The organism is Clostridium sp. HMP27 (assembly GCF_000765165.1).
GTDB lineage: Bacteria > Bacillota > Clostridia > Clostridiales > Clostridiaceae > Clostridium_AK.
This window is the reverse complement of the sequence record NZ_JMFY01000024.1, coordinates 1-13,133: the sequence shown is the minus strand read 5'-3', so window position 1 is coordinate 13,133 and position 13,133 is coordinate 1. Positions and strand designations below refer to the sequence as shown.

Here is a 13,133-nt window from a genome sequence, read left to right as displayed (position 1 = left end):
CCCTACTTTCCTAAACAAAATTCTGAAAATATTTTATCTATAATATCTTCTTCTAATGTATCGCCTGTAATTTCTCCGAGCCTTGACCATGCATCTCTTATATCTATAGATGATAGATCTATTGCTAAAGTATTATTTAACGTATCTAGAGCTGAGCTTAAGCTTTCCTTTGCTCTAATTAGTGCTTCCTTATGTCTAGCATTAGTTATAATTATATCTTGATTCTTTACTTCCCCTTTAAAAAACAATTCCTTTATAGAATCTTTAAGCTCATCTAGTCCCTTGCCGCTTTTAGCTGAACTTTCAATTATGTATTTTAAATTTAAACCTGCTAAATCTTGCTTAACTACTTTATTTTCCAAGTCACTTTTGTTTAGTAAAACAATATATTTCTTATCTCGTATATAATCCATTATTTCTTTATCTTCATCATCTAATTCCCTGCTTAAATCTATCATAAAAATAATTAAGTCAGCTTCTATTATTTTTTCCTTTGATTTTTCTACACCAATTTTTTCAACAATATCTTCTGTTTCTCTAATTCCTGCTGTGTCTATTATCTTAATAGGTACACCATCTAAATTTATATATTCCTCTATAACATCTCTTGTGGTTCCTGGTACCTCAGTTACTATAGCTCTTTGTTCTTTTAGTAAAGCATTTAATAAAGAAGATTTTCCTACATTAGGTTTACCTACTATAACTACATTTAATCCTTCTCTTAAAATCTTACCCTCATCTGCAGTACTTAAAAGTTCACTTACTTCATTTATTATATTTTCAACTTGGATACTAACTTGATTAGATGTAACTTCCTCCAAGTCATCCTCAGGAAAATCTACTGTTGCTTCAATATGAGCTATAGTCTGAAGTAACCTATTTCTTAGAGAATCTATCTCCTTAGAAATTCTACCGTTGGATTGAAGTACCGCTGACTTCATGGATAATTCTGTTTTAGCTCTTATTATATCTATAACAGCCTCTGCCTGGCTTAAATCAATTCTACCATTTAAAAAAGCTCTCTTTGTAAATTCACCTGGCTCTGCAACTCTTGCCCCAGCCTTTATAATTTCTTGAAATATTCTTTTTGTTGGCGTAACACCACCATGACAATTTATCTCTACTGTATCCTCTGCAGTGTAACTTCTTGGTCCCTTCATATACGTTACCAAAACTTCATCTAATATATCTTCCGTCTCTTTTTCTATTATAAAACCATATCTCATGCTATATGGACTTATATCTAATAAATTCCTATTATTTTTTCCCTTGAAAATACTATCTACAATATCTAAGCTCTTACTTCCAGAAATTCTTATAATAGAAATACCGCCTTCGCCAAGCACTGTTGCAATTGCAGCAATAGTATCAAACTCTTTCATAAGTTTCACCTCATATTTAATAATGTTTAACTAATTAACTCATTTTACTATAAATTTAAAAAGAAAGCCATATTAGGCTTTCTTTAAATCTACTACAACTCTTCTATAAGGTTCTTCTCCCTCACTATATGTTTTTACTTCTGGGTCATTTTGAAGAACAGAATGTATAACCCTTCTTTCATAAGGATTCATAGGCTCTAATTTAACAACCTTTCTTGTTCTTCTAGCCTTATTCGCTATCTTTAAAGCTAACCTTTTAAGAGTTTCTTCTCTCTTTTGTCTATAATTTTCTGTATCTAATATAACTCTCTTATACTCTTCTTCATGATCCTTATTTATAACAAGACTTACAAGATACTGTAGTGAATCTAATGTCTCTCCTCTATATCCTATAAGTAAACCCATTTCAGGACCTGCAAGAATTATCTTTAAAGCATCTTGTTCTTCTCTAATTCTTATTTCAGCCTTTATGCCCATAGAATTTAAAACTTCTCTTAAAAATTCTCTTGCTTCAGATATATAGTCCTTTTTAACTGTAACTCTTATCTTTGCTGGCCTACAACCAATTAAATTAAACAGACCCTTATTTCCTTGATCTAAAATATCTATCTTTACCTTATCTTCTGTAACATTTAATTCCCTTAAAGCGTTCTTTGTAGCTTCAGCTATGGTTCTTCCAGTCATATCAATATATTTCATACCGCAAGCCCCCCTTTAAGCATTAAGTGCCTTATGTCTTTCCTCTAATTTCTTTGTAAGAAGTGTCTGACCCATCTGAATTATGTTACTTATTACCCAATATAAAACTAAGGCTGATTTAAGCCTCCAGCTTATAAATATCATAAATAATGACATACTAATATTCATCGTACCAGTTTGCTTAGCCTGAGGACTATCTCCTGGAGGCGCCATCAATAATGATGCATAGTATTGAGTAGCTCCAGCTAAAACTGCAAGCACTACATCTGCCTGTGCTAAATCTTTTACCCATAAAAAACTCACACCATTTATTCCTGTAATATTATTAAATACATAATATAAGGCTATTAATATTGGCCATTGAATTAATATAGGTAAACATCCCCCTAATGGATTTATACCTCTTTCCTTATAAAGCTTCATTACTTCTTGTTGGGACTTTTGTGGATCATTTTTATATTTTTCTTGAATTTTTTTTGTTTCTGGCTGTATTTCATTCATTCTTACGCTAGAACGAATTGATTTAATATTTAACGGTAACAATATTAACTTTATTATTAATGTAACTAATATAATGGCTATACCATAAGAATAGTTAGGATTTGTAATAAAACTCGTTACTAACTGATGAATAAAAACAAAGAATTGAATCAACGCATTGTTTAAAATACTCATTATAAACCTCCAGTCAAATTATTCAACAGGATCATATCCCCCTTGATTAAAAGGATTACATCTTAGAATCCTTTTAATTGACATAAAACTTCCTTTTAATACTCCATATTTATTGATAGCATCTAATGCATATTGAGAACAAGTGGGGTAAAACCTGCAGCATGGGTTTTTAAGAGGTGAAATATACTTTCTATATGATTTAATTACCAATATTATAATACTTCTCAATTCTTAATTAAACCTGCCTTTTCTAACAAATTTAACAAGGACTTTTCTATAAGGTGATAATCCTTATCTTTGGCAGGATTTCTTGCTATAATTACACAATCATAGCCTTCTTTTATACTATTATATCTAAGACGTACATTTTCTCTAATCAACCTTTTAACTCTACTTCTTACTACACTTTTACCTACTTTTTTGCTAACTGATATGCCAAATCTACTATCTTTATTTTTATAATTTTTATACATATATAAAACTAATAATTCATTAGAAAAAGACTTTCCTCTTCTGTATACCACTCTAAATTCTGCATTCTTTCTTAACTTATACTTCTTCATCATCTATTGCTCCTTTTTTGCGGTTGCAGAAAAAGGCCACAATATGCGGCCTTATGCTGTCAATCTCTTTCTACCTTTTTGTCTTCTTCTTTGAAGAACATTTCTTCCTGATTTAGTCTTCATTCTTTTTCTAAATCCATGTTCTTTCTTTCTCTGCTTCTTTTTTGGTTGGTATGTCATAAACATTGAGCTACACCCCCTTTTTGTATAATGTGTATAGCAATTAACTTACTACCTTATTTATAGTTTTACTATTAAATTATATATATACCTACCCTTTCTGTCAAGAAAAAGGGTTTGTTAATATTTTAAAATTATTTTTTGTGGATAACTTCTTGAATACCTATATGCGTTTTGATATTATTAATAAAGGACTGTTGATAACCTTTGTTTATATTTAACTTATCCACACTTGTTGATAACTCTGTGTATAAGTTGTTATATTTTTTGTTTTATTCTTTCTAATACATATTCTAGACCTGTTTTTACCTAGTTATTCATATGTTAATAGTGTTATCAATTATTTATTAACACATGTTGATAAACAATTGAATAAAAAACTATGTACAAAAATACTAACATGTGAATATTTTTATTGATAATTGTCAACAACCTATAATGATGTGTATAAATTTGTAGATTTACTGTTAATTAGGGAATTTTCTATTTAAATTTAATATTTAATATTTTGAACTGGAGGATAAAATATGAATGCCCAATTAAAAGATATATGGGAAAATGCATTAACTATTATTAAAGGAGAGCTTACAGAGGTAAGTTTTAATACTTGGATTAAAAGCATTGTTCCTTTAAAAATAGAAGCGGATTGTTTTTATTTATGTGTCCCTAATGATTTTACTAAAGGCATTTTGAGTAGTAGATATAAGGATCTCATTATTAATGCTTTAAAACTTATAACTTCTAAAAGATATAATGTAGAATTTATAGTATCTACAGAAGAAGTAATAGACTTAGAAAAAAGTCCTTCTAATAATATACCTGAAAAAAATAATAATATAGTTGTAAATGATGAAATGTCAGCTATGCTAAATCCTAAGTATACTTTTAAATCCTTTGTCATAGGCAATAGTAATAGATTTGCTCATGCAGCATCTTTAGCAGTAGCTGAGGCCCCTGCAAAAGCTTACAATCCACTTTTTATATACGGAGGAGTTGGACTGGGAAAAACTCATCTAATGCATGCTATTGGTCATTATATTCTTAATAATAATCCTAACTCTAAGGTTGTATATGTTTCTTCTGAAAAATTTACAAATGAACTTATTAATTCTATAAAAGATGATAGAAATGTAGAATTCCGCAATAAGTATAGAAATATAGATGTACTTTTAATAGATGACGTTCAATTCATAGCAGGAAAAGAAAGAACTCAGGAAGAATTTTTCCACACATTTAATGACTTACATGAGTCAAATAAACAAATAATTTTATCAAGTGATCGACCACCTAAAGAAATACCTACATTAGAAGATAGGCTTCGTTCTAGATTTGAGTGGGGACTTATTGCAGATATTCAGGCACCTGATTTTGAAACTCGAATGGCAATACTAAAGAAAAAAGCCGATGTAGAAAACTTAAGTATTCCAAATGAAGTGTTAGTATACATAGCCACTAAAATAAAGTCTAATATAAGAGAACTTGAAGGAGCATTAATTAGAATAGTCGCCTTTTCCTCATTAACAAACAAGGAAATTAGTGTAGACTTAGCTTCAGAAGCACTTAAAGATATTATATCTAATAAGCATTCTAAGCAAGTTACTATAGAATCCATACAAGATATAGTTTCTAGCTATTTTAATTTGCGAGTTGAAGACTTTAAGTCTGCAAGAAGAACACGAAATGTAGCTTTCCCAAGGCAAATTGCCATGTATCTTTGTAGAAAGCTTACCGATACTTCACTGCCTAAAATAGGTGAAGAATTTGGAGGAAGAGATCATACTACTGTTATACATGCATATGAAAAAATTTCTTCAAGTTTAAAGGAAGATGAGTCCTTACAAAACGCGGTTAGTGAACTAACTAAGAAAATAACTCAAAAATAGCTAACACTTGTGTATTATTTTTTTATTAATAGCTGTGGATAAAAATAAAAACTTTTATTTTATATAATTATGTGGATAAAGTTAGTTGACGCAGAACAACTTATCCACAATTATTTTTTCTTATTTTTCGTTGATTTATCTAGCCTGATGGCACTTATCAACAATTCCACAGCCCCTACTACTATTACTACTATAAATATCTATTATATCTATTCTATCTAAGAAGAATATTTAGTGTTGATAATTAAGGAGGATTACATATGAAATTTACATGCGAAAAAAGCAATCTTCAAGAAGGTATATCTATTGCCCAAAAGGCTGTTACAGGAAAATCAACAATGCCTGTATTACAAGGTATTTTATTAAAAGCTTTAGGATCATCTATTGTATTAACAGGATCAGATATTGATCTAAGTATAGAAACTAAAATAAAAGCAGACATAATTGAAGAGGGCGAAATTGTTGTAGACTCAAAAATATTTGGGGAAATAATAAGAAAATTACCAAATGATACAATTGAAATAACTACAAAGGACAATAATTCAATAGAAATAATATGTCAAAAATCTAAGTTTACTTTAATTCATATGAATGCAAAAGATTTTCCTGAACTACCGACTATAAATGAAAATACAATTGTTCAAATTCCACAAAGCATACTAAAGAGTATGATAAAATCAACTATATTTGCTGTAGCACAAGAAGAAACTCGCCCAATACTTACAGGATTATTGTTTGAAATAAAGGATAAAAAACTCAATTTAGTAGCACTTGATGGATACAGATTGGCAGTAAAATCTGAATATATTGATAGTGAAAGTACAATAAGCGCTGTAATACCAGGGAAGACTTTAAATGAAGTATCTAAGATACTAGAAGAAACTGATGAAAAAGTTAATATAACATTTACTCCAAATCATATTTTATTCACAATAGGAGAAACTAAAATAGTATCAAGACTTTTAGAGGGCGAATTTATTAAATATAAATCCATAATCCCAGATGAATATAATCTTAAAGTAATAGCTAAGAGATCAGAATTACTAGGATGTATAGAAAGAGCATCATTAATGGGCAAGGATGGGAATACGAATTTAATAAAATTAGATATACAGGGAGAAAATATGATTATCACTTCGAATTCTCAATTGGGAATGGTAAGAGAAGAATTAAACATAATTTTGCAAGGGCAGCCGCTGCAAATTGCATTTAATTCAAAGTATTTAATTGATGCTTTGAAAATAATGGATGAAGAAGAAATATCCATGGAATTGTCTAGCAGTGTAACGCCTTGTATTATAAAAAATAATGAAGTAAACAATTGTACTTACCTTGTATTACCAGTTAGATTATTAAATAACTAAGGGGAATTAATGATATGATTGAAATAAAAATAAATACAGATATAATAAAGCTAGATGCCTTTCTTAAATGGTGTGGGGCTATATCAACAGGTTCAGATGCAAAATATTATATTCAAAATGAAATGGTAAAGGTAAATGGAGAAATTGAAACCAGAAGAGGGAAGAAGTTAACAAAAGGCGACAAAATTGAATTAGATGGAGAAGAGTTTATAATAGTTTAATATAATACGAGTTAAGAGAGTTTAAGATATTCAAATAAAGGCTTTGTTAAAGGCATGATTTTAAGCAGATCTTAACTCTTTTATTTATATTTAGCTGAATTGAAAATATTATGATATAATTACATAATGGGTGTTTTGTATGTATATAAAGTATTTACAGTTAATTAATTATAGAAATTATAAAGAGTTAAGTATAGAATTAAGTAAAAATGTCAATGTTTTTATTGGAGATAATGCTCAAGGGAAAACCAACATTTTAGAAAGTATTTATTATTCAAGTATAGGAAAATCCCATAGAACAATTAGAGATAAAGAACTTATAAATTGGCAAGAAGAAAGTGCTTATATAAAACTTTACGTTGAAAAGGAAAGATTAGATAAAAAAATTGAAATAAAAGTTTTCAAAGAGGGAAAGAAAGGAATTAATATAAATTCTATTAAGATAAATAAGATTTCTGAACTTTTAGGAGTATTAAACGTGGTAATGTTTTCTCCTGAAGATTTAAAAATTGTAAAAGAATCTCCATCCTTTAGAAGAAAATTTTTAGATATAGAATTATGTAAGTTGAGTAAAGCATATTATCATAACTTAGTTCAATATAATAAGATTTTAAACGAAAGAAATATGGTTATTAAACATAAAAATGAATCTTTAATGAATATGCTAGATATATATGATGAGCAATTGTCTAGTTATGGAACAGCTATTGTGAGGGACAGAAAAGCCTATATTAAAAATCTCAATAGTAAGGGTAAGGTTATACATAAGGAAATAACATCTGGAAAGGAAGATATAAGCTTTTCTTATTGCTCATCTATAAATTTCATGGAATGCAATGAAAAAGAGTTTCTAGATGCAATTATAAATAATAGGGAAAAGGATCTAGAAAAAAGAACTACTTCCTTGGGACCACATAGAGATGATTTTATTATTAAAATAAATGATATAGATGCAAGAAGTTTTGGCTCTCAAGGGCAGCAAAGAACTTCAGTTTTAACTATAAAGTTTGCATCTTTAGAAATAATAAAAGAAATTGCAGGAGAATACCCAGTACTATTGTTAGACGATGTACTTTCAGAGCTTGATTCCAAGAGACAAAGGTATATATTAAACTCTATTAATAATATACAAACAATAATAACATGTACTGGATTTAATGATATAAAAAATTATCTAAAAAAAGATGATTCGAAAATCTTTACAGTAACTAATGGAAAATGTATGGAAAGAAATTATATACTCTAAATTAAGGAGGAATATTGGTGTTTTTACATTTAGGTGAAAATGTTGTAGTGCCTTTAAAAGATGTAATAGGTATTTTTGATATAGAAACTTGTATGTATAGTTCAGATACAGCACAATTTTTAAGAATGGCCGAAGAGGATGGATTTATATATCGCATAACTAAGGAAAAACCAAAATCATTTATTATTGCAGAGGTAGATAAAAAAAGTAAAATATATCTATCTCCAATTTCATCGTCTACTTTAAATAAGCGATCAGAAGTAATATATTATGAACTTTAAGGCTAAGGAGGATATATATGGAACAAAATAACAATGAAGCATATGATGATAGTCAGATACAAGTCTTAGAAGGATTAGAAGCAGTAAGAAAAAGGCCTGGGATGTATATAGGAAGCACAAGCCTTAGAGGTTTACATCACTTGGTATATGAAATAGTAGATAACAGCATAGATGAAGCTTTAGCAGGTTATTGTGATGAAATAAACGTATTTATACATGAAGATAATTCTATTACAGTTAAGGATAATGGTAGGGGGATGCCTGTAGGTATGCATCCTAAAATGCAAAAACCAACAGTAGAGGTTATTATGACTATACTACATGCAGGAGGCAAGTTTGGTGGAGGAGGATACAAGGTTTCAGGAGGCCTTCATGGAGTTGGTGCTTCTGTCGTAAATGCTCTTTCAGAAACTTGTCAAGTTGAAGTTGCAAGAGAAGGATACATTTGGAAGCAAATCTATGAAAGAGGAAAGCCAATTACAGGTCTTGATAAGTTAGAACCTACAGATAAACATGGAACTAGAACTTATTTTAAGCCGGATCCTGAAATCTTTGAAGAAATTGATTTTGATTATGATACATTAGCTCAAAGATTAAGAGAACTAGCATTTTTAAATAAGGGAATTAAAATTATATTAATAGATGAAAGAGTAGATAAAGAGGATGAATTTCATTATGAAGGAGGAATAAAATCCTTTGTAACTTATCTAAATAGAAATAAGGAAGCTTTACACGATGAACCTATTTATATTGAGGGTAATAAGGATGATTATCTAGTAGAAATAGCACTTCAATACAATGACAGCTATACAGAAAATATATTTTCTTTTGCAAACAATATAGATACTGTAGAAGGGGGAACCCATTTAACAGGTTTTAAAAATGCATTAACTAGAGTATTTAATGATTACGCTAAGAAATTTGGATTTTTAAAGGAAAATGATAAAAATTTTTCAGGTGAAGATATAAGGGAAGGTCTTACAGCGGTAGTTTCAATTAAATTAACTAATCCACAGTTTGAAGGACAAACAAAGACTAAGCTTGGAAATAGTGAAGTTAGAGGTATAGTTGATAGTATAGTAGGTGAAGGTGTATCTATTTTCCTAGAAGAGAATCCTCAAATTTCAAAAACTATAATAGATAAATCATTAACGGCTTCTCGTGCAAGAGAAGCAGCAAGAAAGGCTAGAGAGCTTACTAGAAGAAAGTCTGTTTTAGAAAATACAGCATTACCAGGAAAGCTAGCAGATTGTTCATCAAAGGATCCAAAGGAATGTGAAATTTATATAGTAGAGGGAGATTCTGCGGGTGGATCTGCAAAGCAGGGTAGAAATAGAAGATTTCAAGCCATTTTACCTTTAAGAGGAAAGATAATGAATGTTGAAAAACAAAGGTTGGATAAAATACTTAATTCAGATACTATTCGATCGATGATAACAGCTTTTGGAGCAGGAATTGGAAAAGATTTTGATATCTCAAGAATACGATATGACAGAATAATAATAATGACAGATGCTGATGTAGATGGTGCGCATATAAGAACACTACTACTTACTTTTTTCTACAGGTATATGAGAGAATTAGTAGAACAAGGGCATGTTTACATAGCACAACCACCATTGTATAAAATAGCTAAAAGTAAAAAAGAACAGTATGTTTATTCAGATAAAGAGCTAGAAAAAGTACTATTTGAGATGGGTGGAAGAGATAATAATACAGATATTCAAAGATATAAAGGTCTTGGAGAAATGAATGCTGAGCAGCTTTGGGATACAACTATGAATCCAGAAAATAGAGTTCTTCTTAAAGCTACAGTAGAAGATGCAATGGCAGCAGATGAAATATTTACTATACTTATGGGTGACAAGGTAGAGCCTAGAAGAGAATTTATACAAGAAAATGCTAAAAAAGTTGTTAACCTTGATATATAGTTGGAAGGTGAGAAATTAATGTTCAATGAAGGTAAAGTTTTAGAAGTAGATATAAAGCAAGAAATGAAACGATGTTATATAGATTATGCTATGAGTGTTATAGTAGGTCGTGCACTTCCTGATGTACGTGATGGTCTAAAACCTGTACATAGAAGAATATTATATTCTATGCAGGAATTAGGACTTTCTCCAGAGAAAAGTTATAGGAAGTGTGCCAGAATAGTTGGGGACGTATTAGGTAAATACCATCCTCATGGAGATAGTTCAGTTTACGATGCGTTAGTAAGATTGGCTCAAGATTTTTCTATAAGATATACAATGGTAGATGGCCATGGAAACTTTGGATCTGTAGATGGTGACTCTGCAGCAGCTATGAGATACACAGAAGCTAAGATGAGTAAAATTGCGGTAGAAATGTTAAAAGATATTAACAAAAATACGGTGGATTTTGTACCAAATTTTGATGGTTCTGAAAAGGAGCCATTAGTACTTCCTTCACGTATTCCTAATCTGCTAGTTAATGGTTCATCTGGGATAGCCGTAGGGATGGCTACTAATATACCTCCTCATAACTTAGGTGAAGTAATAGAAGGTATACACTTATTAATAGATAATCCTGATGTTACTGTGTTAGATTTAATGTCTAAGATAAAGGGACCTGATTTTCCTACAGCAGGTATAATACTTGGAACTAATGGTATAAGAGAAGCTTATGAAACTGGAAGAGGGAAGATACTTGTAAGAGCTAAGGCAGAAATAGAAGAAGAAAAGGGAAGACAAAGAATCATAGTAACAGAATTGCCTTATCAAGTAAATAAGGCAAAGCTTATAGAAAATATGGCTGACTTAGTAAAGGATAAAAGGATAGAGGGAATTTCTGATCTTAGAGATGAATCAGATAGAGATGGTATGAGAGTTGTAATAGAAATTAAAAGAGATGCTAACGCAAATATCGTTTTAAATCAACTCTATAAACATACAAAAATGCAAGATACCTTTGGAATAATAATGTTATCACTAGTAAATAATGAGCCTCAAGTTTTAAATTTAAAGCAAATGCTGGTTTATTATATAGAATTCCAAAAGGAAGTAATAAGAAGAAGAACTAAGTTTGAGCTAGATAAAGCAGAAGCTCGTGCCCATATTTTAGAAGGATTAAGAATAGCTCTAGATCATATAGATGAAGTAATTAAGGTAATAAGAGGTTCTAAAAATACAGAAGAAGCTAGAAATGGCCTTATGAGTGGATTTGGATTATCTGAAAAACAAGCTCAAGCCATTCTTGATATGAGACTTCAAAGGCTTACAGGATTAGAAAGAGCTAAAATAGAAGAGGAATATGCAGAACTTTTAAAGACAATTAATTATTTAAAAGAGATATTAACAAGTGAAGAGCTTGTGCTAAAAATTATAAAAGACGAGTTAAACGAAATAAAGAATAGGTATGGAGATGAGAGAAGAACTCAGATCGAAAAGAGAATAGATGAAATAGATATAGAAGATTTAATACAAGAGGAAGAAGTTGTTATAACTTTAACTCATTCAGGATACATAAAGAGAATTTCATCTGATGCATACTCCTCACAAAAAAGAGGAGGAAAAGGAATTCAAGCCATGACAACTAAGGAAGATGACTTTATAGAAAGAATATTTGTAACATCAACTCATAGTAATTTATTATTCTTTACTAATTTAGGTAGAGTATATAAGCTTAAGGCTTATGAATTACCTGATGCAGGAAGAGTAGCAAAAGGACTAAATCTTATTAATCTTATACCATTAAGTCCTAATGAAAGTGTAAGAGAAGTTATATCTATAGCGGATTTAAAGGATGATGGATATTTATTAATGGGAACTAAAAATGGAATCATTAAGAAAACTCCATTAAGTGAATTCTCTTCTATAAGAAAGAATGGATTAAATGCTATAAACTTAAGGGAAGATGATGAATTACTAAAGATTAAGAAAACAAGAGGAGATGCAGAGATATTTATAGTAACTGCAGCTGGGTTTGCAATAAGATTTAGTGAAAAAGATATAAGACCTATGGGAAGATCAGCTACAGGGGTAAGAGCTATTACCTTAAGAAAAGGTGACATAGCTGTAGGTATGGATATAGTTGAAGAAGATAAAGATGTATTAGTAGTTAGTGAAAATGGATTTGGAAAAAGAACACATCTATCTGAATATAAAGTTCAAAGTAGGGGTGGAAAAGGACTAATTACTTATAAAGTTACAGAAAAGACAGGTAAGATAACTGCAGCAAGAATTGTAAAAGATGAAGATGAAATTATGCTTATTAATAGCAGTAATATTGCTATAAGAATATTAGTTTCAGATATAAGTATAACAAGCAGAAATGCTATGGGTGTTACCTTGATGAAAACAGTAGAGAATGAAAAGGTACTGGCAATTGCAAAAATAAATACTTCAGTAGAAACTGAATAATTTAAAAAAATGCCCTTTAATTTAATTAAGGGGCATTTTTATGTTTAAACTTAACTACAACTTTTTCTGGTGTATCAATATGAGAAAAATCAAGAAAAAATAAGAAAAACAATGAAAGATGAGTATATTATTCTATAATAAAAGATATAATAATAGAGCAATAGTATATACATGATACAATAACACATGTCGTCACAAGAAACGACAAATAAGTCAACAAAGGTTTTAAAAATGTTTTAAAAAGTTGTTGACAAGAAGAA

At 29.9% G+C, this 13,133-nt stretch carries 13 protein-coding genes; 7 read left to right on the top strand and 6 right to left on the bottom strand.

What is annotated here, in order from left to right; translation table 11 throughout:
* Nucleotides 1-2: 2 nt before the first annotated feature.
* The 6 genes from mnmE to rpmH form a co-directional block, all read right to left on the bottom strand.
* The gene (gene mnmE, locus DP68_RS12660) at nucleotides 3-1,382 is read right to left on the bottom strand and encodes a tRNA uridine-5-carboxymethylaminomethyl(34) synthesis GTPase MnmE (RefSeq protein WP_035310085.1); all 1,380 of its coding nucleotides are present in this window, start codon (nucleotides 1,380-1,382) and stop codon (nucleotides 3-5) included.
* 72 nt (nucleotides 1,383-1,454) lie between these two features.
* On the bottom strand, nucleotides 1,455-2,081 hold the full coding sequence (gene jag / locus DP68_RS12655) for an RNA-binding cell elongation regulator Jag/EloR (RefSeq protein ID WP_035310083.1): 627 nt from the start codon (nucleotides 2,079-2,081) through the stop codon (nucleotides 1,455-1,457).
* Between the two features lie 15 nt (nucleotides 2,082-2,096).
* Nucleotides 2,097-2,756, bottom strand: coding sequence for a membrane protein insertase YidC (locus DP68_RS12650; protein WP_035310081.1), 660 nt, complete (start codon nucleotides 2,754-2,756; stop codon nucleotides 2,097-2,099).
* Between the two features lie 18 nt (nucleotides 2,757-2,774).
* On the bottom strand, nucleotides 2,775-2,984 hold the full coding sequence (gene yidD / locus DP68_RS19265) for a membrane protein insertion efficiency factor YidD (RefSeq protein ID WP_081957215.1): 210 nt from the start codon (nucleotides 2,982-2,984) through the stop codon (nucleotides 2,775-2,777).
* On the bottom strand, nucleotides 2,981-3,319 hold the full coding sequence (gene rnpA / locus DP68_RS12645; RefSeq protein WP_035310080.1) for a ribonuclease P protein component: 339 nt from the start codon (nucleotides 3,317-3,319) through the stop codon (nucleotides 2,981-2,983). Before rnpA ends, yidD begins: the two co-directional genes overlap by 4 nt.
* Before the next feature lie 51 nt (nucleotides 3,320-3,370).
* Complete coding sequence (gene rpmH / locus DP68_RS12640; RefSeq protein WP_035310078.1) at nucleotides 3,371-3,505, bottom strand: 50S ribosomal protein L34; 135 nt, start codon at nucleotides 3,503-3,505, stop codon at nucleotides 3,371-3,373.
* A 521-nt stretch (nucleotides 3,506-4,026) separates the two neighbouring features.
* Between rpmH and dnaA the strand changes: the two genes are divergently transcribed.
* The 7 genes from dnaA (at nucleotide 4,027) to gyrA (ending at nucleotide 12,873) form a co-directional block, all read left to right on the top strand.
* Nucleotides 4,027-5,382, top strand: coding sequence for a chromosomal replication initiator protein DnaA (gene dnaA / locus DP68_RS12635; protein ID WP_035310076.1), 1,356 nt, complete (start codon nucleotides 4,027-4,029; stop codon nucleotides 5,380-5,382).
* A gap of 260 nt (nucleotides 5,383-5,642) precedes the next feature.
* On the top strand, nucleotides 5,643-6,746 hold the full coding sequence (dnaN, locus tag DP68_RS12630) for a DNA polymerase III subunit beta (RefSeq protein ID WP_035310074.1): 1,104 nt from the start codon (nucleotides 5,643-5,645) through the stop codon (nucleotides 6,744-6,746).
* A 14-nt stretch (nucleotides 6,747-6,760) separates the two neighbouring features.
* Nucleotides 6,761-6,967: a S4 domain-containing protein YaaA gene (gene yaaA / locus DP68_RS12625; protein ID WP_035310072.1), complete on the top strand. Its 207-nt coding sequence runs from the start codon at nucleotides 6,761-6,763 to the stop codon at nucleotides 6,965-6,967.
* 139 nt (nucleotides 6,968-7,106) lie between these two features.
* Nucleotides 7,107-8,213: a DNA replication/repair protein RecF gene (gene recF, locus DP68_RS12620; protein WP_035310070.1), complete on the top strand. Its 1,107-nt coding sequence runs from the start codon at nucleotides 7,107-7,109 to the stop codon at nucleotides 8,211-8,213.
* 17 nt (nucleotides 8,214-8,230) lie between these two features.
* Complete coding sequence (remB, locus tag DP68_RS12615; RefSeq protein WP_035310067.1) at nucleotides 8,231-8,494, top strand: extracellular matrix regulator RemB; 264 nt, start codon at nucleotides 8,231-8,233, stop codon at nucleotides 8,492-8,494.
* A gap of 17 nt (nucleotides 8,495-8,511) precedes the next feature.
* A complete protein-coding gene (gene gyrB, locus DP68_RS12610; RefSeq protein ID WP_035310066.1) occupies nucleotides 8,512-10,425 on the top strand; it encodes a DNA topoisomerase (ATP-hydrolyzing) subunit B in 1,914 nt (637 codons plus the stop codon).
* An 18-nt stretch (nucleotides 10,426-10,443) separates the two neighbouring features.
* Entirely contained in the window at nucleotides 10,444-12,873 is a 2,430-nt protein-coding gene (gene gyrA, locus DP68_RS12605) for a DNA gyrase subunit A (protein WP_035310064.1), read from the top strand.
* Nucleotides 12,874-13,133 lie beyond the last annotated feature (260 nt).